The organism is Lysobacter sp. CA199 (assembly GCF_052078715.1).
Classification (GTDB): Bacteria; Pseudomonadota; Gammaproteobacteria; order Xanthomonadales; family Xanthomonadaceae; genus Lysobacter.
Genome location: NZ_JBQJIL010000002.1, coordinates 267,381 through 290,375, shown reverse-complemented (window position 1 = coordinate 290,375; position 22,995 = coordinate 267,381). Strand labels below are relative to the sequence as shown.

General features: G+C 65.3%; 21 protein-coding genes. 10 read left to right on the top strand and 11 right to left on the bottom strand.

Annotated elements, in window-relative coordinates:
- The first annotated feature begins 294 nt into the window (after positions 1–294).
- From ACTOWJ_RS03990 to ACTOWJ_RS03975, 4 genes are all read left to right on the top strand, one after another.
- A complete protein-coding gene (locus tag ACTOWJ_RS03990; RefSeq protein WP_441333299.1) occupies positions 295–1,044 on the top strand; it encodes a glycoside hydrolase family 16 protein in 750 nt (249 codons plus the stop codon).
- 557 nt (positions 1,045–1,601) lie between these two features.
- Positions 1,602–2,552, top strand: coding sequence for a sterol desaturase family protein (locus tag ACTOWJ_RS03985; RefSeq protein ID WP_441333298.1), 951 nt, complete (start codon positions 1,602–1,604; stop codon positions 2,550–2,552).
- Positions 2,549–3,661, top strand: coding sequence for a methyltransferase (locus ACTOWJ_RS03980; RefSeq protein ID WP_441333297.1), 1,113 nt, complete (start codon positions 2,549–2,551; stop codon positions 3,659–3,661). Before ACTOWJ_RS03985 ends, ACTOWJ_RS03980 begins: the two co-directional genes overlap by 4 nt.
- A 240-nt stretch (positions 3,662–3,901) precedes the next feature.
- Complete coding sequence (locus tag ACTOWJ_RS03975; RefSeq protein WP_441333296.1) at positions 3,902–4,528, top strand: DedA family protein; 627 nt, start codon at positions 3,902–3,904, stop codon at positions 4,526–4,528.
- Between the two features lie 76 nt (positions 4,529–4,604).
- Here the strand turns inward: ACTOWJ_RS03975 and ACTOWJ_RS03970 are convergent, their stop codons facing one another.
- Positions 4,605–5,204 carry a TetR/AcrR family transcriptional regulator gene (locus tag ACTOWJ_RS03970; RefSeq protein WP_441333295.1) on the bottom strand — a complete coding sequence of 200 codons (600 nt, stop codon included), beginning with the start codon at positions 5,202–5,204 and terminating at the stop codon, positions 4,605–4,607.
- A gap of 200 nt (positions 5,205–5,404) precedes the next feature.
- Between ACTOWJ_RS03970 and ACTOWJ_RS03965 the strand changes: the two genes are divergently transcribed.
- Positions 5,405–5,995, top strand: coding sequence for a class I SAM-dependent methyltransferase (locus ACTOWJ_RS03965; protein WP_441333294.1), 591 nt, complete (start codon positions 5,405–5,407; stop codon positions 5,993–5,995).
- Positions 5,992–7,008, top strand: coding sequence for an SDR family oxidoreductase (locus ACTOWJ_RS03960; RefSeq protein ID WP_441333293.1), 1,017 nt, complete (start codon positions 5,992–5,994; stop codon positions 7,006–7,008). Before ACTOWJ_RS03965 ends, ACTOWJ_RS03960 begins: the two co-directional genes overlap by 4 nt.
- A gap of 271 nt (positions 7,009–7,279) precedes the next feature.
- On the opposite strand, the gene ACTOWJ_RS03955 is transcribed toward ACTOWJ_RS03960, so the two are convergent.
- Both ACTOWJ_RS03955 and ACTOWJ_RS03950 read right to left on the bottom strand, forming a co-directional pair.
- Complete coding sequence (locus ACTOWJ_RS03955; protein WP_441333292.1) at positions 7,280–7,864, bottom strand: class I SAM-dependent methyltransferase; 585 nt, start codon at positions 7,862–7,864, stop codon at positions 7,280–7,282.
- Complete coding sequence (locus tag ACTOWJ_RS03950) at positions 7,861–8,844, bottom strand: oxidoreductase (RefSeq protein ID WP_441333291.1); 984 nt, start codon at positions 8,842–8,844, stop codon at positions 7,861–7,863. The genes ACTOWJ_RS03955 and ACTOWJ_RS03950 overlap by 4 nt, the downstream gene beginning before the upstream one ends.
- 47 nt (positions 8,845–8,891) lie before the next feature.
- Here ACTOWJ_RS03950 and ACTOWJ_RS03945 point away from each other — a divergent pair, with 47 nt between their 5' ends.
- Positions 8,892–9,548 carry a TetR/AcrR family transcriptional regulator gene (locus tag ACTOWJ_RS03945; protein WP_441333290.1) on the top strand — a complete coding sequence of 219 codons (657 nt, stop codon included), beginning with the start codon at positions 8,892–8,894 and terminating at the stop codon, positions 9,546–9,548.
- Positions 9,549–9,718: 170 nt separating this feature from the next.
- Here the strand turns inward: ACTOWJ_RS03945 and ACTOWJ_RS03940 are convergent, their stop codons facing one another.
- Positions 9,719–10,639, bottom strand: a complete 921-nt coding sequence (locus ACTOWJ_RS03940) for a LysR substrate-binding domain-containing protein (protein WP_441333289.1) — start codon at positions 10,637–10,639, stop codon at positions 9,719–9,721.
- A gap of 390 nt (positions 10,640–11,029) precedes the next feature.
- Between ACTOWJ_RS03940 and ACTOWJ_RS03935 the strand changes: the two genes are divergently transcribed.
- On the top strand, positions 11,030–11,527 hold the full coding sequence (locus ACTOWJ_RS03935) for a RidA family protein (protein ID WP_441333288.1): 498 nt from the start codon (positions 11,030–11,032) through the stop codon (positions 11,525–11,527).
- A gap of 176 nt (positions 11,528–11,703) precedes the next feature.
- Here the strand turns inward: ACTOWJ_RS03935 and ACTOWJ_RS03930 are convergent, their stop codons facing one another.
- From ACTOWJ_RS03930 to ACTOWJ_RS03915, 4 genes are read right to left on the bottom strand one after another with little or no spacing between them, the layout of a single operon-like run.
- On the bottom strand, positions 11,704–14,013 hold the full coding sequence (locus ACTOWJ_RS03930) for a TonB-dependent siderophore receptor (protein ID WP_441333287.1): 2,310 nt from the start codon (positions 14,011–14,013) through the stop codon (positions 11,704–11,706).
- Complete coding sequence (locus tag ACTOWJ_RS03925) at positions 14,004–14,312, bottom strand: DUF3325 domain-containing protein (protein ID WP_441333286.1); 309 nt, start codon at positions 14,310–14,312, stop codon at positions 14,004–14,006. The genes ACTOWJ_RS03930 and ACTOWJ_RS03925 overlap by 10 nt, the downstream gene beginning before the upstream one ends.
- Positions 14,313–14,314: 2 nt before the next feature.
- Positions 14,315–15,895: a PepSY-associated TM helix domain-containing protein gene (locus ACTOWJ_RS03920; RefSeq protein ID WP_441333285.1), complete on the bottom strand. Its 1,581-nt coding sequence runs from the start codon at positions 15,893–15,895 to the stop codon at positions 14,315–14,317.
- Entirely contained in the window at positions 15,892–16,182 is a 291-nt protein-coding gene (locus ACTOWJ_RS03915; RefSeq protein WP_441333284.1) for a hypothetical protein, read from the bottom strand. Before ACTOWJ_RS03915 ends, ACTOWJ_RS03920 begins: the two co-directional genes overlap by 4 nt.
- A 411-nt stretch (positions 16,183–16,593) precedes the next feature.
- Here ACTOWJ_RS03915 and ACTOWJ_RS03910 point away from each other — a divergent pair, with 411 nt between their 5' ends.
- The gene (locus ACTOWJ_RS03910; protein WP_441333283.1) at positions 16,594–18,195 is read left to right on the top strand and encodes a delta-60 repeat domain-containing protein; all 1,602 of its coding nucleotides are present in this window, start codon (positions 16,594–16,596) and stop codon (positions 18,193–18,195) included.
- A 154-nt stretch (positions 18,196–18,349) separates the two neighbouring features.
- Here ACTOWJ_RS03910 and ACTOWJ_RS03905 read toward each other — a convergent pair whose 3' ends face one another.
- Entirely contained in the window at positions 18,350–19,750 is a 1,401-nt protein-coding gene (locus tag ACTOWJ_RS03905; RefSeq protein WP_441333282.1) for a trypsin-like serine peptidase, read from the bottom strand.
- Between the two features lie 522 nt (positions 19,751–20,272).
- On the opposite strand from ACTOWJ_RS03905, the gene ACTOWJ_RS03900 reads away from it, so the two are divergent.
- Positions 20,273–20,566: a hypothetical protein gene (locus ACTOWJ_RS03900; protein ID WP_441333281.1), complete on the top strand. Its 294-nt coding sequence runs from the start codon at positions 20,273–20,275 to the stop codon at positions 20,564–20,566.
- 71 nt (positions 20,567–20,637) lie between these two features.
- Here the strand turns inward: ACTOWJ_RS03900 and ACTOWJ_RS03895 are convergent, their stop codons facing one another.
- Both ACTOWJ_RS03895 and ACTOWJ_RS03890 read right to left on the bottom strand, forming a co-directional pair.
- Complete coding sequence (locus ACTOWJ_RS03895; protein WP_441333280.1) at positions 20,638–21,522, bottom strand: hypothetical protein; 885 nt, start codon at positions 21,520–21,522, stop codon at positions 20,638–20,640.
- 699 nt (positions 21,523–22,221) lie between these two features.
- Positions 22,222–22,995 carry a LytR/AlgR family response regulator transcription factor gene (locus ACTOWJ_RS03890; protein ID WP_441333279.1) on the bottom strand — a complete coding sequence of 258 codons (774 nt, stop codon included), beginning with the start codon at positions 22,993–22,995 and terminating at the stop codon, positions 22,222–22,224.

The following is a 22,995-nucleotide window of genomic DNA, read 5'->3' as shown; positions in this document are numbered from 1 at the left end:
GCGATAGGCACGGATGCAAAAGCGCGGCCTCGTGCTGTCGTGCAACACCGCTTTATCCGATAACGGCGCGTATTACCAACCAGCCCACATCGGGAATGTGAAACCGACCGCAAACGGCAAACCTCATGAAAACACCGATTGACAGCGCTGTCATGCGAATCCAGCCTCGGCCGCGAACCTGGCGCGCGTCGGACCTGCGACGTCGGCGTACAGGCACGTTCCCACGCAAAGCCGGACCGGATCGATCAGCGTCTTTCACGTTTTTCACGAGGGCAAGACATCATGAAACGACTAATGCGAAGCTTGATTTTCTTTCTCGCTTGCGGCTTCGCCGGCGGCGCCTGGGCGCAGAGCTGGCAATTGGTATGGCAGGACGAGTTCAACGGATCGATCGGGCCGTCCTGGGTGTTTGAGACCGGTAACGGCAGCAGCGGCTGGGGCAATAACGAGTTGCAGTATTACCGGCGCGAAAACGCCGGCATCGAGAACAACGCACTGGTCATCACCGCCAGGCGCCAGGATTTCGGCGGGTATCGCTACACCTCCGCGCGGATGAAGACGCAGGGCGTGCGTACCTTCAAGTACGGCAAGATCGAAGCGCGGATGAGACTGCCCTCGTTCATGGGCGCGTGGCCGGCGTTCTGGATGCTCGGCGCCAACATGCCGCAAGTGGGCTGGCCCGATTCGGGCGAAATCGACGTGATGGAGCACATCAACAACGAGAGCCGCACCTACGGCACCATCCATTGGCGCGACCACAACGGCAACTACGCGCAGTACGGCGGCAACACCACGCTCAACGTCGCCGACTGGCATGTCTACGCCATCGAATGGGACGCCAACGCGATCCGCTGGTATGTGGACGGCAACAAGTTCCACGAAGCCAACATCCAGAACGGCATCAACGGAACCCACGAGTTCCACAACGATTTCTTTCTTCTGTTGAACTTCGCCATCGGCGGCAACTGGCCGGGCTTCAACATCGACGAAAGCAAGCTGCCGGCGAAGATGCACGTGGACTACGTGCGCGTGTATCGCCGCTGATAGCCGAACCACGACTGCGACAGCGCGACGCCGGCCGACGGCGGCGGCGCGTCGTCGCAGCGTACCGGCGCCGGGTCGCCGGGCCGGCACATCCTCAAAGAGGGTGGCAATCGAGTGGCCAGCTCTCAAAGATGAAGGCGTGAGCGACGACCGCCCATCGAACGGCAGATCCGCGGCATGAGAGCCGATAAGAACGCCACGTTTCCAGGGCTGCGAGCCCCTCGCGGAAATCCATCGCTGTGCGTCCGCGCGCACCGTCGCGGTATCCGCGTGACCTGCGCCATGAAGCCTTTCTGAGACCGCAGGTTCAGTCTCGACACGCGGGTGTGCGCCTCATGGTTATCCATGATCGGTGTCACCGATGGCGCGCGGGGATGCGTGTAAAAAGCAGCCGTTCTCGATCCGTCGATCGGTCGAACGAGCCTCTCCGTCTCGACGTCCGGATCGCTCCAGAAGCGAAGGATCACGACTCGACCAACGAGCGGTGCGTTCGATTGCGCGCACTGCTCTGAGCGGATCGCTCGATCACGTCCCGTGCTTTGCGACGATCAAGGAGGATGGCGATGTTCATGAAAACCGACGGCGGGCGGCTCTGGGGCCGCTGGCTGCTGCGACGTGCCGCGTATCCGCTGATCCTGGCGGCCGTACTGGTCACGGTGGTGCTGGGACTGCGCCTGCAGTGGAATCCCGGAGGCACGAGCTTCATGTTCCTGATCGGGACGATGCTGTATTTCGGAATACTGGAGCGTTTCATACCCTACGACGTCGACTGGCATCCCACGCGCCAGGAGTGGGGGCAGTACGGAATCTATTTCCTGCTGACGGTCCTCGGCGGCGCGCTCGCGGCGGGTTTCGTCGCGGCCGCGGCCACCGCGGTGGCGCCGTCGCAGTCGAGCCTGCCGATGTGGGCGGAGATTCCGCTGGCGCTGCTGCTCAGTTCGCTCGTCGGTTACGGCATGCATCGCCTCAGTCATCACAATCGGTGGCTGTGGCGCGTGCACGGCATCCATCACACGCCGAACAAGGTCAACGTCGGCAACAACGGCGTCAATCACGTCTTCGACGTCGCTCTGGATCAGTTCGCCGTGCAGTTCTCATTGGCGCTCGCCGGATTTTCCGAGGCGTCGGTGTTCGCCATCGGCATCTTCGTGCTGGCCCAGGGCTACATCGCCCACGCCAATATCGACGTGCACCTGGGCTGGCTCAACTACATCGTGGTCGGGCCGGAGCAGCATCGTCTGCACCACAGCACCGACCCGAGCGAAGCGGGGCACTTCGGCGCGGAACTGTCGCTCTGGGATCACGTGTTCGGCAGCTACACCTGGCGTCCGGGGCGCCAGCCGCGCAGCGTGGGATTGATCGACCCGGGCTCGTTTCCGCAAACGCGCTCGATCCTCTCCAGCGTCCTGCACCCGCTGCGCCGTCGTGAGCGATACGACACGCAGCCTGCGACGGACGTTTCGCTAGCTCACAGTCAGACAACGCCAGACAAGGACGCTCGCTCATGACTAACTCAAACACTACGGTCCTCGCCGACCAGCACGAACACCCGCACCCGCACGCCGGCCGCAGTTCCTCCAGGGCAGGGCAGCGCGACGAGGGCCGCCTGGTTCGTATCGCGGCGAGCGGCGGTTTTCCGCGCGCGCTCGCGGTCGCGGCGCGGCTCGGCCTGGCCGATCTCACCGCGACTCAGGCCCGTTCCCCCGCGGAGCTTGCGGCGCACACCGGGACCGATCCCGAAGCGCTGGCTCTGCTGCTGCGCACCTTGGCCCTGATCGAAGTGTTCAACGTCGATGCGGACGGCCACTTCCGTCTCGGCGAGGACTTCGCGCAACTGCGCTCCGATCATTCCCAGTCGCTGCGCAATTTCTGCATCCTGCTGGCGGAGACCTACGACGACGCGTTCGGCGGACTGCTGACCACCGTGCGCACGGGAAAGTCGGGATTCCAGTCGATGTTCGGCGCTTCGCTCTACGAGTATCTCGCCGGCCATCCCGAAGCGGAGGCGATCTTCGACAACGCCATGGCCGAACTGGCCAGGCCGGACGCCGCGGCCCTGGCCGAGCATTACGACTTCGCCGAGGTCGCTTCGGTGGTCGATATCGGCGGAGGCGGCGGCGCGTTTCTGCGCGGAATCCTCGCCGCTCATCCGCATCTGCGCGGAATCTGCCTCGACCGGCCCAGCGTGTGCGCCCGCGCTCAAGCCGCGCAACGCGCCGATGCCGGCGACGAACTCGCCGATCGCCTCACGTTCCAGCCCGCGGACATCTTTCGCGAAATTCCCGAAGGCGGCGATCGCTACCTGGTGAAGAACGTGTTGTACGACTGGTCGTTCGACAATTGCCTGAGGCTGCTGGTCGCCGCGCGGACCGCGATGCTGGCAACGATCGACGCCCGCGCATCCGGTCCGGAGTCCTCGCGCCTGCTGATCGTCGAGCCCTTGTTCGAGCGCGAATCCGACGCCGCCCGCGCTCTGTTCCAGATGGTGATCTGCGAGGACGGCACGCGCGGCTTCAACGAAGCGCACTTGCGCAAGCTGACCGAGGCGGCCGGACTGAAAGTGCTCAGTGTCGAGCGCTTGCCCGGCGGCCACACGGTGTTCGAATGCGCGCCTTGAATCAGGACCTGCAAGGACATCGCCGGATGACGGGGTTGCCAGCCCCTTTCGGGCCCGGCCAGCGCGCTTAAACGAATATTAATAAGCCCCGGTCACACTGCAGTCTCATCGCGACAGGCCAGGGCATGGACCGGACACAGGCAGGACGGGTCGATTTTCACGCTCATCGCTCGGCCCATGGCTGCAGCGGGTCCCACCTGCGCGCGGCGCGGTGGGGCTTGGCCGGGGCTGGGGCCTGAGATGGATCCGCTCGGCACGCTGATCGCCTGGGTCGCCGAGTACGGCGTCGTCGGCCTGATCCTCATCGCGGCCAGCGAACGATTCGTTCCGGTGTTGCCGTCGTATGGCGTGCTGGTGGCCATCGGCATCGCGGCCGCCGGCGGTCCGTGGTCGGTCGCCGGCGCGGTCGCGGCGACCGCGATCGGCGGGGTGGCGGGTTCTCTCGTGCTTTACGGCGTCGCGCTTACCGTGTCCGAGCACCGAAGCCGCTGGTTGTTGGCCGGTGCCGGACGGATGGTCGGAATGTCCGCGATACGGATGCAGGGTGTGACCCAGGCGTTTTGCGTCAATCAGCGCACGCTCGCGTTCGGCTTGCAGCTCGTTCCGACGGTACGGCTGGTGTCGCCCATGATCGCCGGTTTGTTCCGCGCCGACGCCAGGACGTTCACCATGGCCACCTTGTCGGGAATCGCGATCTGGAACGGATTGTTCATCGGTATCGGCTATATCGCCGCGACGGTGGCGCCGGGCACGAACGCCTCGACGCTGGCGCTGCAGGTGCTGGCCGCGCTGATCGTCGCCGAAGTGACGCTGGCCCTGCTGTGGCGCAGGCTCCGGCGCGCCGTGCCCGACGGCATCGTTCAATGACCAAGACGCCGCTGTAAGCAACCCTCGGTAGTTTGGCTTTTGATCGAAGACTGATCGGTGGTCCGGTGAGGGCGCGTCATCCTCGCGCGTCGTCGCCGCCGTCGACCAGTTGTTGCAGCAACGGCGCGAGGATCGAAGTCAAAGTATCGGGATCGGCCTCAGCCAGCGCGGGCAGGGCGATCATTTGCCGCATCACTTGCACGCCCGCGACCAGGGCCAGCATCAGCGCGGCGCGCTGCGGCGCGAAGTCGCCCTTCAACGCGGCGGTAAGCAGCGCCTGATAGTGCTGATCGATCTGCTCGCGGCCGATCTGCGCGGCGCGTTCGCTGGAGGCCGAGCGCAGCATGATCTCGAAGCCTTCCAGCGGTGTCGCGCCGGCTTGGGTGATCTCGATCAGCTTGGCCGCCATATCGCGGCCCAGGGTCGGCGAGCGCAGCGTGTCGCCGGTCAACACCGTGGGCCGGGACATCGCATCGGCGATCACTTCGGCGAACAAGCGCTCCTTGGTGCCGAAGTAGCGGTTCACCAGCATGGCGGTGACGCCCGCGCCGGCGGCGATGTCGCGCACCCCGGCGCCGTCATAACCGGCCTGGGCGAAGGCCCGCCGGGCCGAAGCGAAGATGGCCTCGCGGGTGGCGGCGGCGTTGCGGCGCCTCGGCGGCGTTTGGTCGGACATATCGGTTCAGTCTCGTTAATTTTACAGGTGTAGACATGCGACTTGAACGGCGTTAGTCTACGCCTGTAGATTTAATTCGGCAACGTCCCCAGGGCGTCGCCGCCCGACGATCCTCCGGAGCTCCGGCCGTGACGACTGCTTCCGCCAACGCCTCAGATTTCGCTCGTTTCTTCTGCTCGTGGATCGCCGCGCCGCGCCGGGTGGCCGCGATCGCCCCGTCGGGCCAGGCCCTGGCGCGGCTGATCACCCGGGAGGTGAGGCCCTCGCAGGGCCCGGTGCTGGAACTGGGTGCCGGGACCGGCGTGTTCACCCGGGCCTTGCTGGGGCAGGGAGTTCGCGAGGCCGACCTGACCTTGATCGAAGCCGGCGTAGCGTTCGCGCAGGACCTCCGCCAACGCTTTCCGCAAGCACGGGTGTTGTGCATGGACGCATCGCGTTTGGCCCGATCCGATTTATATGCCGACACGAAACTCGGCGCAGTCGTCAGCGGATTGCCCCTGCTGTCGATGCCGCGGCGACGGGTGATGGAAATACTGTCGGGAGCCTTCGCTTACCTGGGGCCCGCTGGAAGCTTTTATCAGTTCACTTATTTTCCCGGCTGTCCGGTGCCGCGCCCATTGCTGGACCGTCTGGGGCTCAAAGCCGTCCGCATCGGCGGCACGTTTCGCAATCTGCCGCCGGCCGCGGTCTACCGCATCAGCCGGCGCCGGCCCTTCGGCGCCGCGCGCGCATCGCAGATCCGTAGTCCTGCCAGCCATCGGCGCGCCGCAAGCGGTCAGGAGTTCTTATGAGTGAGATCGTTCTGGTTACCGGCGGCACGGGTTTCGTCGCCGGCTGGTGCATCGTCGAACTGTTGCGGCGCGGTTATGAAGTGCGCACGACGGTGCGCAATCTCGCCAAAGAACCGGCCTTGCGCGAAGCGATCGGCTCGGCGATCGAGGCGGGCGACCGATTGACCTGCTTCGCCGCCGACCTGACTCGGGACGAAGGCTGGGACGCGGCGATGGCCGGTTGCGACTACGTCCTGCACGTCGCTTCGCCGCTCGGTTTCGACGCGGGAGCGGGCGAGGGCGAGTTGTCGATCCCGGCCCGCGACGGAACGCTGCGGGTGTTGCGCGCCGCCGTGGACGCCGCAGTCAAGCGAGTGGTGATGACCTCGGCCGCGGCCGTGGCCACGCCGCCGCTGCGCGATGGCGACACGCTCAGCGACGAGACGGTCTGGTTCGATCCGGCCGAAGCCGTCGATGGCTATCGCCAGTCCAAGCGTCTGGCCGAACGCGCCGCGTGGGACTTCATGCACCACTGCTCGGGGCCGATGACGCTCGCCACCATCCTGCCGGGCGCGGTGTTCGGCCCGGTGCTCAGCCGCGACAATCTGGGCTCGGCGCAGATCATCGATCGGCTGATGCAGGGCAAGATGCCGGCCACCCCGCGACTGGGCTTCGAGGTGGTGGACGTGCGCGATCTGGCCGATATCCATATTCGCGCCATGTCCTCGCCGCGAGCGGCCAATCAGCGGTTTCTCGCCGTCGGCGAGTTCTTGTGGATGAGCGAGATCGCCCAGGTTCTGCGCAGCCGGCTCGGTCCGGCGGCGAACAAGGTGCCGCGGCGCACGTTGCCCGACTTCGTGTTCCGGCTGATGGCGCGCCTGGATCCCTCGCTGCGCGCGATGACGCCGCGCCTGGGCCGGAAGATCCTCCACACCTCGGCCAAGGCCAAAGAGTCGCTGGGTTGGCAGTCGCGATCGACCGCCAGCACCTTGGTCGATTGCGCCAACAGCCTGCGCGCCAGGATGCCCGCATGAAATTTCTGCTCACCGGCGCCACCGGTTTCGCCGGCGGCGAAGTGCTTCGTCAGGCCTTGAACGATCCGCGGATCGCGCGGGTGACCGTGCTCGGCCGACGGCCCGCGCGTGGCCTGGCAAACCGCGGCGCAAAGTCCGCTCTCCACGACCAAGTCCGGCGATCCGGGCGCGCGCGTCCAGATCGCCGCATGCGGGGCTTGAACCGGCGTGGCCCGCGGTGGCTCGTGCGCGCTGCAATGCACAGAGCGCATCCGGTGGGCCGGCTCAGGCGTCAGAGTCCGACCAGGGCAGGGCGCTTGCAGATGCGATACACCGAAGCAGGCGGCAGGTTGAGCAGCGTGCCGCCGATGCGCTGGGCCTTGAGGCCGAGCCGGTCGAGAATGCGTTGCGGGACGGGACAACTCGGTCCGTAAGTGAACTGATAGAAGGCCCCGCCCGGGCGCAGTCCGCCGAACGTCCCGCGCAGGATCGCCATTACCTTCCTGGGCTTCATCGACAGCAGCGGCAGTCCGCTGACGACGCCGCCGATGCCGCCGTCCTCGTGCAGGCCCAGCGACGCCAACCGCGCCGCATCCATGTGGCGCACGCGCGCGGCTGGAAACCGGCGCTTCAGCAGACCGGCGAAATCGACGCTGTGTTCGATCAAGGTGAGATCGCGCTCGCGCACGCCACGCGCCAACAGCGCGCGGGTGAAAGCGCCGGTGCCCGGGCCCAGTTCGAGCACAGGCCCGCTGTCGGCGGAGATTTCGCCGGTCATCAGTCGGGCCAGGGCCGTGCTCGACGGCGCGATGGCGGCGACCTGCAATGGGTTGGACACCCAGGCGCGGAAAAAAGACAGGGTATCGGTCGAGTTCATAAGTCACCTTCCACGGCATGGAAATCCGCGCGCACGCCGGTGAGTTCTTCCGAGACCCGCCACAAGCGTTCGGCCAGTGCTTCATCGCGCGCCGCATCCGCCGGCTGCACCCGGGTGGGATGGCCTTTCTTTTCCTTCGGACCGTCGGGGCCGAAGAATTCTCCGCCGCGCACGTCCGGCGCCGTGGCCGCATACAGTTGCGGCAGTACGCCCATCTCGGCCGGCTGGGCGAAAAAGCGGTTGCCGATGTGCATGAACAGTTTGAGCACGCCGCTCGGCCCGCTCATCTGCAGGTTGGTGGCGGCGTAGCCCGGATGCGCCAGCAGGCTTTTCACCGGCGATCGGGCCGCCCTGAGCCGGCGGTCGAGTTCCAACGCGAACAGCGTGTTAGCGAATTTGGATTGGGCGTAGTAGTCGATGCGACCGTACTTGCCGCTGCCGGTGAGATCGTCGAAATGGATCCGGCCGCGCTTGTGCAGATCGGAGCTGAGGGTGACGACGCGGCTGTCGTCGCCTTTGAGCAACAACGGCAACAGCCGGCAGGTAAGAACGAAGTGGGCCAGATGATTGACGCCGAACTGCAGCTCGTGGCCCTGCCGGGTCAAGGAACGCGGCGGCATCATGATGCCGGCGTTGTTGACGATCACATCCAGGCGAGGGTTTTCGCGCAGCAGTTGATCGGCGAAGGCCTTGACCTCTTCGAGGTCGGCCAGATCGAGCCGGCGCAGATCGGCGCTGCCCTTGGGACGCGAGGCCATGATCGCGGCCTGCGCGCGGCGTCCTTTCTCCAGATCGCGCGCGGTCATGATGACCTGCGCGCCGTGCCTGGCCAGATTCAGGCTGGTCAGGTAGCCCAGTCCGCTGTTGGCGCCGGTCACCAGGACGGTGCGTCCGCTCTGGTCGGGGATGTCGCGCTGGGTCCATGCGTGCGCGGCCGTGAGAGCCATCGAGGTGTTGTGGTGCTTGAGTATCGCGTTCATGTCGCTTCCTCATCTGAACAGTGTTAACATGCACACTAGCGCCTAATTTGAACACTGTCAAGATGACTCAAGCCAAGCCCAATCGCCGCAAAACCAGCCCGGTCGAGCGTTACCACCACGGCGACCTGAAAACCGCCCTGATTGAGGCCGCCGACCGGATCCTCGCCGAGCACGGCGTCGCGGGGTTCAGCCTGCGCGAAGCGGCCCGGCGCGCGGGCGTGTCGCCAGCCGCGCCGGCCCACCATTTCGGCAGCGCCGCCGGCCTGCTTTCTGAGGTGGCGATCCTCGGCTTCGAGGAATTGGCCCATTGCCTGGACGTCGATCCCGCCGCCGGCACGCCGACGCAACGCATGCGGATGCAGGGCGTCGGCTATGTCCGTTTCGCGCTGACGTATCCGGGCCGCTTCCATCTGATGTTCCGTCACGACCTGCTGAGCCCGGATCACGCCGCCTTGCAGGCCGCGGGCGACCGAACCTTGATGCAGCTCGAACAGACCATCCGGGCGATGCGCTCGCTGCCGCCGCAACAACCGCTGGACGCGTCGGCTCGCGCCGAACTGCTGGCGGCGTGGTCGATGGTGCACGGCTTCGCCCACCTCGCGCTCGACGGCAAGCTCGCCCAGTTGCATGCCGACGCGCCGTCCAGCGACCTGCTCAGCGAGGTGCTGCCGAAGATGCTGGAGAATCGCTGGCCCGACGCTTGAGCGGTCGCATCGGGACGCGTTGGTTCTCTTGCGCGATGCGCGTCGCGCGCAGGTCCGCAGGTATTGCGGGCATGACCCGCTTAGGGAATGGCCGCTTACCTGGTTTCAGTCACCCGTTCCCACTATGAGGAGCTTGGTGTTGCCGTCGTTGAGGTTTCGCCGTGGGCGCTTCAAGGCTGGAAGGAAACGATTTTGGGAAATTCCGCCACAAGGTGATCGATGAAAGCGCGAACCGCGGGCAGCAGGCCGTGACGGTCAGGGATCAGGGCGGTAAAGGTCGAGTCGCCGGCTCGCCAGTCCGGTAGCACGCGCGTCATTTCGCCGGCTCGGACTTCGTCGCGACAGGTGTATCCGGGCAGCGCAACGATGCCGAAACCATCGAGCGCGGCCTGCTTGAGGGAAATAATATCGTCGCTGATCAAGCGAGGCGTAAGCGGAAGGATCAACTCTTCCCGCGCCCCGCGTACCGGACGACTCAGATGCCATGCCGGCGCGACACCGCTGCGCATCATGAACAATGATGGATGCTTGGCGAGATCCTTCGGCGCCGTTGGCGCGCCGGCACGTCGCAGGTAGTCCGTTCCGGCGAACAGAAACCATGGCGCGGGCGCGAGCGTGCGTTGAACCAGGCTGGAATCGGGCAATGGGGCGGAGTGAGCGCGAATGGCGACGTCGAAGTTCTCGCCGACCAAATCGACGCTCCGATCGACAGCATGCTCGACCAGATTGACTTTCGGGTACTTCGCCAGGAAATCGCTGACCATCTTGCGCATCGCGAACTGTGCGGTGATCACGCCGGTGGTGAAGCGGACCGTGCCGGAAGGCTCAGACAGCCGTTGACGGATGACGCTTTCGGCTTGCTCGGCGCGTTGCAGCATTCCGACTGCGTGCTGGTAGAACTCCTCGCCGGCGTCGGTCATGCCGAATCGACGCGAGGTTCGATTCAGCAAACGAACCCCCAGATCGCTCTCCAGTCGCTGTATTCGCCCGCTGAGCGTGGATTTTGGAACGCGCAACATCCGTCCGGCGGACGTGAACCCGCCGCGATCGACGACCTGGACGTAGTAGTAGAAGTCGTTCAAGTCCAGCATGGCGCTCCCATCGTTTGATTTTCAGGACGATGTTTCTGATTTTCGCGATCGTCCGAAAGATGATGCGCTCCCGGCGTTCCGGTCAAGAGGCCGCGACGGTCGCGCAAGGCGCGGCTTTGCACTGTTCGGCCAGCGCTCGCTGGCGCTCGGGCGCGCGCGACAGTCGATAAATCAAGGCGATGCGCGCCATTCGCGCGTCCCGACCGATATTCGCCGCGAAAGGTGTTTTCCGTATCGGCAAGCACGGTGTCCGGCCGCGATGCCCATCGTTCGGATATCCGGACGCTAAGTCCGCAATTGGCCGGCTTATGCAACGACGGTCCACGACCTAGATTGAATCGCGTCGCGACGAAGCTCGCGGCCCCCATACCCGACTCAGGAGTCGAAATCATGTCCTCTATCACTGGTTTAAAAACAGCGTTGACGCTTTCGCTTGGCTTGGCACTGGCTGTGTTCCACCCGGCCGCCGGCGCAAAGCAACTGGTCGAACTTAGCGACTATCAGAAGCAATGGGGTTTCTCGCCCTTGGTCGTAACCAAGGGTGGGGAGATCATATGGCTAGGTGGTCACACCACCACGACCGATGAAAACGGCAAGGACATCTCGTACGACTTCAAGGCGCAGGTGCGCCAGATCTTCAAGAACATCGATACCGATCTGCGCCGGGTCGGAGGCAGCGTTTCGGATCTAGTCTCGATCACCGTATACGTCAACGATCCGCGTATGAATCAGGCCGAGGCGGAAGTCATCAAGGAGGTGTTCAAGGACGGCCCGTATCCCGGTTCGTCGCTGCTGACCATCTCCAACTTCGCCCGGCCCGGGATCGTCGTCGAAGTCCAGGGCATCGCGGTCATCAAGGACGAACTCCATCGCCCGCCGGCGAAGTGAGAGGACTCTCGGTGCAGCGGGAACGCCCGAATCCGCCTGCCGCCTCGTCTGATTTGCGCAGTTGACCGCAGACCGGGCAAGCGTCGGAAAACAGGCGATTGCAGTGAATCCTCATCGGGGTATGCGGTGACGGGGGCGAGGCCACTCGCCCCCGATGGGATACCCAAGTCAGTCCATCAGAACTTCGCCCGCAGGTTGAACAACACCCGCCGCGGCTCGCCCCAGTAGCCAGCATTGAAATAACCGACGTTGCGGTAGTACGCCTTGTCGAACACGTTGGTCACCGTCACGCCCAGACTGATGCGGTCGTTGACGGCGTAGCGGCCCATCAGATCGGCCAGGACATAGCCGCCCTGGGTCACCCGGCCCGGCGCGGTGATCGGGGTTGCGTTGGGATTGAACCTGCCGGTGGGAATGGATTGGTTCTGGTAGACCTCGCTCTGCCAGCTGAAGCCGCCGCCGAGCGTCCACTTGCCGAACCGGTAGGTGGTGTTGAAGCGCGCCAGATGCATCGGGCTGACGGTGAACACGCGCGCGCCGCTCTGGTCGCGGCTGTAAGCATAGGTGTAGCCGCCGGTCATGCTCCAGTCGCGGGTGATCGAACCGGACACCTCGAACTCGCCGCCCCAGGTCCTCACGCCGGACACCGTGCGGTAAGCAGAGCTGCCGTCGGGCAGCGAGTTCGGCGGGACTTCGGGATCGAGCTCGGCGACGTTGTCCTGCTGCATGTGGAAGCCGTTGAGCGAGGCGTACAGAAGACCGTCGAAGAACTCGCCTTTCAATCCGTACTCGTAGTTGGCGCCGATCAGCGGATCGATCTGCAGGTTGTCGCGGTCGCGGCGGCTTTGCGGCGTGAACACGTCGGAATAGCTGACGAATGCGGAGATCTGGTCGGTGAGATCCTGGATCGCGCCGAAGTAGGGGGTGAGCCGGCTTTCGGACAAAGCATTGCTGCGCCCGGTGAAATTTCCGCCGATGTTGAAGTTGTCGGTCGCGGTTTCCCAGTCGGTATATCGCGCGCCGGCGATGACCTTCAGCCGGTCGGTGGGATTGAACCGCGCGGCGAGGTAATAGCCGGTTTCGGTGGTGTTGGCGATGTTGCTGGGGATGCCGTAGTTGCGCGTGGTGGGCCGCCCGATATTGCCGTCCCAGTCGAAGATGCTCGGGAACGAAGGCGCGGTGGTGCTGGTGCTGTAGGGGCGGCTGGTGATCGCGGTGCGGATCGTGGACAGATCGCGGTCGTAGCGGTTGGCGCCGATCATCAACTCGTGCTCGCGGCCGAACAGGCGGAACGGGCCGGAAGCGTAGAGATCGAACGAGTTCTCGCGCGTTTCCGATACCGAGTAGGTATCCACGATGGGCAGCCCGAGTCCGGTCGTCGGGTTGGCGAAGCTCGCGCTGTTGGAACCGGCCAACAGCAGACTGTCGGTGTCGGTCTTGCGGTGGTTGTAGGCCGCGCGGCCGGTCCAGCCGCCGGGCAGTTGCTGTTCGATCACGGCGAACAGATTGGTGCTTTCGCGATCCCAGCGGTTCCAGCGCGCCGCCGCGCTGTAGGAACGCGACATGCGCGCGGGCGTGCCGTCGTTGAAGAACAGCGGCGATGCGCTCCAGGCGCCGCCGTCGGAACTCGTCTTCAGATAGTCGATGCCCGCGCGCACGCGCGTGCTGTCGGTCAGATCGACCTCGATCACGCCGTAGGCGCTGGGCGAGGTGTCGTGCTGGAAGCGCACGAACGATTCGCGATCGGTATAAGCGCCGACGAAGCGGCCGCGGACGCGATCGCCCGATGTCAGCGGTCCGGAGACGTCCACTTCGGCGCGCCGGTAATCCCATGAGCCGGCGCTGAGGCTGGTGCTGGCGCGGAAATCCGCGGTCGGCCGCTTACGCACCATGTTGACGGTCGCCGAGGGATTGCCGGCGCCGGTCACCAGGCCGGTCGCGCCGCGCACCACTTCGATGCGCTCGTAGATCGAGGTATCGCTGAGGATCGAGTTGCCGCCGGAGCCGGTGTTGTAGTTGGTCGGCACGCCGTCGAACATGAAATTGTTGATCGGGAAGCCGCGCGCATTGAACAGCGTGCGATTGCTGTCGTAGGACTGGATGGTCACGCCCGGCGTCTGCTGCAGCACCTCGGAGATGGTGATGAGGTTGAAGTCCTCGATCCGCTGGCGGGTGAAGACGGTCAGCGACTGCGGGGTTTCGCGCAGGGTCAGGGGAAGCTTGGTGGCGGTATTGGTGCCGCGCACCTGGTAGCCCTCGGTGCGGGTGGTGACCAGCACCTTGTCGAGCGTCGTCGCCTGATCGTCGGCCGCGTCGCCGCCGCTCGCGGGCGGCTCGGTCCGCGGCCCGTTGTGCTGCAGGTTCTGCTGCGCGAAGGCACAGGGCGTCAGGACGATGGACAGGGCCAGCGCAAGCGCCGTCGTCGTGATGCGCGGGGCCGGCGCAAGCGTCGGGTGGGAGCGGGGTCGCAGCGCAATCAAGGGCATGGATCGGACTTCTTGGAGGACGGATGAGGGCCAGGACGGCGCGAAGGGGCATAGCGCAGCGTCAGCAGAACGACGGCCGCGCCGGCGCTGAGCGCGCCGAACCAGCCGACCGCGCCTTGCGCCGGTCCCCAGGCCGCGATGCAGGGCAGCAGCGCGCTGGCGAGCGCCAGCGCGCCCGCGGCACGAAGCGCGGTGCGCAAGCGCGGACGCAGCGGCCGCGTGGTCAGCACGGAGCGATGCCGATCCATCGCCGAGGCGAGCGCGGCGAATCCCGCCACGCACAGCAATAGCGCCAGCACGATCACGTTGCGGGCCCGGCGGCGGGAGTGGAGGAGGGCGCGACGGCCCGACGCGCGCGATCGCGTGCGGGCGCGCGCGCCGGCGCATGTCGGTGCACCGCCCGGGCCGTCAACGCGAGCGCGATGGCGATGGCCGACAGCCCAAGGTCCATGCCGGCCAACGCGGCATCGCCCGCGGCCAGGCTGTCGAACAGGCCATGGCGGGTCAGCGCGATGTTGAAGATCGGCAGGCCCGCGCTCAGCACCGCGGCGGCGGCCAACAGCTCGACCCAGGCCCGCCGCGGCCGGCGCAGGCCGCTCCACAGCAGGCAGCCGGCCCAGACCAGAAAGAACGAGTGGATTTCCCAGTCCGCGCGCGATTCCAGGCCGAGCGGCAACAAGCGGTTGGCCCACAGATAGCCGGCCATCGCCATCGGCAGTCCCGCGATGAACGCGATGTTGAGCGTTTCGACCAGCCGAAATCCGAAGTGCGGCCGCTGCGGATCGGCCAGCCGAGCGCGCCGCTTCACCGTCCACAGCACCAGGCCGCTGGCGACCATCAAGGTACCGGCGAGGCTGGACAGGAAGTACAGCCAGCGCATGGTGAGCGGGGCGAACCGCGCGGTGTGCAGGCCGATCATGGCGCCGCGGGTGTCGCTGGCCGCATTCGGCGACGGCGTACGCCAGGTCGTATCGCCCGAGACGCCGTCGAACTCGATCGCGCCGCCATCGACGATGCGGCCGGAGGTGGCGCGGGTGATCAGCACCCGTGCATTGCGGTCGCCGGGATGGGCGATGCGGATCGACTCGATCGCGCCGCCGCCCCAATCCTGCTCGGCGCGCCGCACCAACGGGCCGATGGCCGCCAGCGGCGCGGCCACGCCGGACGCGGCGAGCTCGGGCGGCCGCGGGAACAGCTCGGCGTTCATCGCGTCGCGGCTGGCGTAGTTCGCGGTCGCGCCGAACGGCATGTACAGCGTCATCAAGGTGATCAGCCCGGTGTAGGTGATCATCAGATGGAACGGCAGCGACAGCACCGCCAAAGCGTTGTGGCCGTCCAGCCAACTGCGCTGGCCCTTGCCGCGGCGGAAGGTGAAGAAGTCCGCGAAGATTTTCTTGTGAGTGATCACGCCGCTGACGATCGCCACCAGCATGAACATCGCGCAGAAGCCGGCGATCCAGCGTCCCCACAGCCTGGGCACGTAATGCAGATCGAAGTGCAGGCGATAGAAGAAGTCGCCGCCCTTGCTGTCGCGACCCTCGACCGGCTCGCCGCCGCGGCTGAGCACCGCGCGATCGGCCGGTTTGGCGCGCCCGCCGTCGTGTTGCCACGACACCTGGATGCCGGCCTGGCGTTCGCCGGGCAGTCCGATCGTCCAGCCCTGCACCGCGCCCGCGCGTTGCCGCAGGAACTCGATGGCCTGCGCGGCCTGCACAGCGGCGGCGTCGGTGGATGCAGCGACTTCGGGGGTCGCCCAGCGGGTGATTTCCTCCCGCCAATAGCTCGCCGTACCGGTCAGGAACATCGCGTACAACACCCAGCCCACCAGCAAGCCGGACCAGGTATGCAGCGTGGCCTGGGATTGGCGGAAGCCGCCGCTCATGCGACCGCCCGCAGCGAGTCGACCGCGACGATCCCGGCCGCGCACAGGCCGCCCAATACCACCATCCACACGGTGGCGCGCAGCGCACTGCGGGCGGCGAAGATGCCGACGACGCAAGTCGCGCAGACCGCGAACGACAGCATCGTGGCGGTCAACGAGGCCGACAGCGCGCCGCCCGGCAGCAGCCGGGCCAGCATTCCCGTCGTCACCGCGGCCAGCGCGTAGCTGCCGGGAATCGCCAGGACGACACGCCAGGCGGTGTCGGCCGCCGCGCGAAAACGCTGCATGTGGCTGTCGGGAGGCGAGGCCGAGAGGCCTTTCCTGGAGGATTGAGCGGGCATAAGCGGGGACGGATGGCGCACAAACGGAGTGCGCGGGTCGTCATACATTCAACCAAATGATAATTATTCGCAACAAGTGTGAGCGGCTTCGCGGTTCATCGAGCCGCTTGGGACCGGCGGCAGCGACCGGCGGATCGGGACCCAGCCGTGGTGATGCGCGGGGCCGGCGCAGGCGTCGGGTGGGAGCCGGGCCGGAGCGCCATGCGGCCGTATCCGCCGGCGCCACCCGTGCCTGAAGTGCTTCCGTCCGCTCGCTTTGCCCGGCCGGGCCGGTGCTAGGGTGTGCCCGTGCCGGGTCGGTGTCGTCGCTCAGGTCCGGGGCAGGGGCAGCGAGCGTCGCCGACCGGTGCAAGCCCCATGACATCTCCTCATTGTTTTTTCGCCGCGCTGGCCTGCGCGGCCGCGCTGATATGCGCAAGTTCCGCCCAGCCCGCGCGGGCGCAAAGCGCTGCGCCGGAAGGCGGGCTCGACCGCGGCTTCGGTGTCGACGGCCGGTTCGTCGACGATTACCCGGGCTCCTACTTCCAGTCCAGCGCCATCGCCGTCCAGCGCGACGGCAAGATCCTCGTGGTGTCCAATGCCGGCGGTTGGCCTCGGCCGAGGTGTCGTCTGTTGCGCTTGCTGCCGGACGGCGGGCTCGATCCCGCTTTCGGCGACGGCGGCGCGACCTGGGTCGGCGACGAGAGCGGGGTCGTATGCCATTCGCTGGCGGTGCGCGCGGACGGCAAGATCGTGATAGCGGGCTACGCGACCAATACGTTCATGACCTTCCGACATCTGGCCGACGGTTCGCTCGACAAAGGCTTCGGCGACGGCGGCGTCGCCCGCGCCGATTTCACCGACCTGGGTTTTCCCGAAACCATCGCCTGGGACATGGCGGTGCAGCGCGACGGCAAGATCGTCGTAGTGGGCGGCGCGGAAGATCCGCGCGTATCGCCCAAGCGTTCGCGCTTCGCCGTAGTGCGCTTGGGCGAAGACGGTCGGCTGGATCCGGACTTCGGCGACGGCGGCCGCGTGCTGACCTCGTTCGCTGACTACTCCGAACGCGCCGCCGCGGCTTACAGCGTGGCGGTGCAAGCCGACGGACGCATCGTCGTGGTCGGATCGCTGGCGGCCACCCAAGCCACCGCGTTGGCGCGCTACCTGCCCGATGGACGCCTGGACCCGAGCTTCGGCCAGGGCGGCCGCACCGCGTCCTACGGCAATCGCGGCGGCCACATGCTGGCGATACAAGCCGACGGCGGCTTATTGACGATGCACTCGATGATGGGCGGCGACGGCCACACGGCGATCGAACGCCATCTTGCCGACGGCAGCGCCGATGCGTCGTACCAGAAGACCCCCATTCTCGGCCTGACCACCGGGCTGAAACTGCAGGCCGACGGGCGCTTGCTGGTGGTCGGACAGTCGAGTGCCCCGGGCCGGAGCAAACCCTTCCTCATCCGTCTGAACCAGGACGGCACGCGCGACACCAGTTTCGAGATGGAGCCGTTTAGCTTCGTCGCCGACGGCGCGGATTTCTTCTATGGAGTCGGGCTGCAACCCGGCGGCAAGATTCTGGTGTTGGCGTTTTCGCAAGCCCGTACCGGCGGCGGTCATACCGTGATGGGCCTGGCGCGATTGCGCGCGACCACGCATTGCATCGCCGATGCGCTCGATCCCGACCGCTACCTGGGCTTCAGCCCCGACGGTTGGTTCGCCACCGCCGGGCGCGACCGCAAAGGACCCAACTTCGGCGCGCTCGGCCGCGGCCGAACGACCTCGTTGCCGGCAGCGGGGCTGCATCTGTTCCAAGCCCGCGATGTCGCCGGCGTAAGCGCCGATGCGGCGGTGTTCGCCACCGAGCCCGGACGCGGATGGGGATTGGGCCGGGTCCGCGCGAGCGCGCCGGCCGACGCGCGGTTCGCGATCCTCGATCCGCGCCTGGACGATTCGGCCTGCGGCATCGGCCGGCGTTGATTCGCCGGCGACGCAGTTGCCGATCGATTCGAAGCCGAGGCCGCGGCGAACAGTTTTCGCTGTGGTTTTTCATCGATTGGCGAGCCGCTCCGGCATGGAGCGGCTCGCCGACCCGATCGATGCTCAGTCGGGCATAAGCGATATCAGCGCCGGATCAGTTGATGCCATTGATGAACTGCGCGCCGGTATTGTTCGGATCGAGCCAGTTGCTCAAACGGGTAGCCGCGGTGCCGCCACCGGTCCAAGAGGTGAACACGCGGCCGTATTGATCGCTGCGATTGGTGCCGGTGGCGCTGCAGCTCGACGGACCGCCATGCAACTGACCGATTACGCGTCTATCCGGGCTGTACAAGGGCGAGCCCGACGACCCCGGTTCGGTCACGCCGCCGCTGGGTTGCCACTGCACATTGAGGTGAGTGGTGCCGGCGCCGCCGCCCCAAGCCACGAACGAAGTCGAGCTGGTGGACAGACTGATGCGCTTCTCGGCGACATTCGGATGATGGATGCCGATGGCGCTCGGGAAGTTCTGGTTGCGGCGGTCCCAACCGGCCCAGAACAGACTGAAGGCGGGATTGGCCGCGGTCCGCAGTTCCAACAAGGTGAAGTCGGAATTGGCCGAGGTGGCGCGCAGCGTCGAGCCCGACTGGTTCTGGCTCAGCGATCCGTTGCCGTTGGCGCCGCTGGCCGGCGTGTTGGGCGCGCGGCAGGTCGAGTTCTGGTAATTCCAGTACACCACGATGCTGTTGGCGTTCGCCGCCGTAGTCATGCCGCAGTGATGCGCGGTAAGAAAATACATCTTCTTATTGTTGGCGGTGTTGTTGACCAGCGAACCGGTGCAGGCCAACGAACCGTTCTTCGAATACGCCGCCACCGAGCGGATGATGTCGCGGCGGCCGTTGCCGTCGGGACAGACCACATCGACATTGCACGCGCCCGACACGCCTTTCTCGCCGCTGGCTTCGGCCAGGCGACGTGCGAGCGGGCCGAAACCGACGTAGTCGTGATTGACCTTGCTCAAGCGCAGCTTCAACTGGCCGGCGCTTGCGCGCGGCACCACCACCTCGATCACCGCTTCCTGGCCCGGGACGATCGCCGTCCACAGTTGACCCAGCTCATTGTTGTCGCTGTCGTTGTACTCGCGGATCAGATCGCGGTCGCCGCCCTTGGCCTGGGTCGCCGGATAGATGAGCATGCGGCCGCCAGCCGGCATCTGGTACTGAGTGAAGCCGAAATTCAGCGACATCGCCTTGTCCGAGCGGATGCGCTGACGCCACACCACATGCTCGGCGTCGAGATCCTCCCACACGCCCGAATTCAACGGGGTCATATCCACCGTCATCGGGAACGCGAAGCGCGGAATATCGCCGCGCTTGTCGCGCTGACGGTCTTCGGCCTTCAACTTTTCGACATTGACCGCGGGCATGGTACGCAGCGCGACCTTGTCGACGGAGGAAACGTTCGGATGATCGAACGCCGCCGGAAGCGTGGCCGGGGCGGCGATCGCGGCGCCGATCGAAAGCGATAACAAAGCTAAGGAACCGTACAGTCGTTTCATGGGTCTTTCCTTCCTAGAGAGATTAGGCCTTGTCCGCGACGCGGGCACACGCATCCGGCAAGCCAAGCCGTATGGGTGGCGAGGCCGGCGATGGGAATCGGCAATTGAAAGACGGTTGCGGAAGCACTCGACTACGCGAGGCGCCGATCGACGGCCGCCTCGGACGTGACCCGGCTTGGCGGCCACAGCGCACCGTATGCCTGCCTCGCACTGCACAACAACGCAAAAAAACGTCGCGCGCACGCGGCTTCCGGACTCGCATCACGCAAGCGGAAAATAAGATCGTTCAGGTATCTACACGCTGTGCGGCATCAGTCGGGCGCCTGACTTTTCCGGCGAAGACCGGCGCCGACGTCGGCGCCGCGAACGCATCATCGTTCAATCAGGCAAACTCCCAGCCGTGGGAAGGCTCTGACTTGACGGGGCAGGGTGGTCTACCCATGCGGCCACGGCATCCTGCCGGCCTCGGCTTTCGTTCTCGACGGGCGTTGGGCCCGGGCGTCAGGTCACTGGAGAATAATTATGAAGACAACGGATCAGCCCACCCGAGTGTTCGCCTTCATCGAACTGGCCATCGCGGCTTTTTTGGCGGTTCTTTGCATCAACTACTTCATACAGGTCTATTTCCTGCTTCCTTCCGACAAGCATGGGCTGGAGACCAAAGGCTGGCTCACCATCGGACTCGTCGTGCTTTCCCCACTTTGCGTAGCGCTTGCGATCGCCGGCTTCACCTTGCTGCGCCCGATACCTTGGCGATGGGGGTTCCAGTTGCTGCCATTGGGTGTCGTCGCCTGGCTACTCTCCTATCTGGCATGAGTGCCGCTGCTCGGATCGCCGCAAGGCCAGGCAACGGAAATCCATCCGCAAGAACATGAGCCGCTACGTGATTACGACCGACCGGCAACGGCGTCCAGGCTCTTGCGAGCGCGTTTCAGCGCGGTATGGGCACTGTCGTTCTCGTCCAGGTCATCCGCTCCTGCGGCTTCGGCGGCCTGAATCATCGCCTTCAAGGCCGTGGCGAATGCGGTGTCGTCGCCTTTGATCTCTCCGGCGGCCCACGCCGCATCGTAACGGACCCATACGGCCGGATCGCTCATCCCTTCGACGATGCGTCGGTCGAGCGTTTGCGGATCGAAATCCCGGCCGCCTTGGCCCATGAAGCGCAATGCAGTATGGGCGACGCGGCGAACGAACGCGTTGTCATCGTCGAAGAACTGCTCCATGGCGGCGAGAGCCTCGCCCCGGTCCTCGTGATCGGCCAGGCGACGGGCGAGCGAGAATATCTGCGCCGGCATGGCGACGCTCTGCTGTCCGAGCGCGAATGCATCGTCCATGATGCTGACGATGCCCGAAGACAGCGCATGGGCGGTTTCCGATTCATCGTCGCCGACGCCTGTCTCGCTCGCGTGTATGGCGGTTCCCGCCGCCAAGCCGAGAACCAACAAACCGCCTGCAAGCATCAGGTCGAACCCGTCAAGACGCTCGGCGAGGCCGTGATTGCCCGCGATCGCGCCGATGCCCAGGCCCATGAGGTAGAAAATGCCCACCAGCACGGCTTGGATGGGAAGCGTGAGCAGCAGCGCCTTGATAACGCCAGCCGTCCCCTGGCTGCTGGCGAGCAGCTTCCATTGCTTGATTTTTCCGCTCACGTAGAGGGCCGTGAAACTGAGGGTAAGCGGCGCGACGATCCAGGGAGAACGATAAAGAACGCCGGCGTAAATCGGTATGCCGACGACCATTAGCGCGACGATGATACGCAAAGCGTTTCTCATGATGTCTCCGATGCTCCATCGCCATGGTGGAGCCAAGATGGAAGTGGATGCCTGCGGCCTGGATACTGGAAGTATGCTGCCTTATGGGCGGAAAGTGCAGCGACGGGTACTCGTGAATGTTTCGCCGGGAAACCATCGATCGAGGTCAAGACGGTTTCTGCCTTGACAGGTCGCGGCGCGGGTGCCGAACATCCGCATTACAACCCGAACAAGGGTTCTGCTGGACTTTGGGTCGCGGACCATGGACATGAGAGCAATAAAGCCAAGCGACACTCGCCTGCTGACCGACCAGGATGTCGAATACGCTTACTTCAAATGCTGCGGAGATGAAGACCTGGTCTTTCTGCGGTGCTCATCGTGCGGCCATATCTGGGTCGATTGCTACGAGTGCGACACGTGGTATCCAGATCTGAACGATCCGACAAACATGAGCGGCGCTTTCATCTCAAGCACCGATCAACGACCGGGGTGCCCGCACTGCCAAAAACCATTCGACGACCGGTGCTATTTGAAGAATGAGTTAGTCGACAAGTATCTTCCCACGGCGGAACAAGTGATCGAGGCCGGCTTCGGACGGTTCCTGGCTCCCCGTCTGAGGGCAAAACATGGCGTTCTCCAGAGCCCGCCGTAAGGATCCGCCGACCTTCTGATCGCCGGTTGCCGCCCTGGCAGGCAGCAATTGTCTTGGACCCAGGCAAGTCAGGTAAAAAATTTGATCTTGTCGCGATAGCTGCGCGACAGCTTCAGCTCTTGTCCTGAATCGAGCAATAGAAAGTATTCGCCATTGACGTGGGGTCGCATCTCCTTGACGCGCTCCAGGTTGACGATGGTGGATCGGTGGATGCGCGCAAATTTCTGCGGGTCGAGACGACGCTCGAGTTGCTGCATCGTGCCGCGCAGGACATGGGTTTCATCGCCCGCGTGGATGCACATGTAATCGCCGGCGGCATCGATCCAGCGAATCGAGTCGACGTCGATGCGCAGCACGCGATGGCCGTCCTTGATCGTCAACCTGCAGTCGGCGCGTGGACCCTCATCGCCAAGCAACGCGTCGATTTCCGATCGACGTCCTCCAGGCAGGGTCGCAATGAACTTGAGCAGGCGCTCGTAGTGATCCTCGGTCTTTCGCGCCGCCAAACGTGCACGCGTGCGATCGACGGACTCGTCCAGGCGCGCGTCGTCGACGGGCTTGAGAAGGTAGTCGAGCGCGCTCGCGGCAAACGCGGCGGTCGCATAGTGATCGTAGGCCGTGACGAAAACAGTCAGCGGAACCTGTGTCGCCGGCAGCATGCGCAACAGCCCGAAACCGTCGATCCCTGGCATTTGCACGTCGAGAAACATCAAGTCGGGACGCAAGGCGGAAATGGCGTGGAAGGCTTGGCGACCGTTGCCGGCTTCACCGACGATCTCGATATCGGCATGACGAGCCAGCCGCAGTTCCAGGCCTCTGCGGGCCAACGGTTCGTCGTCCAC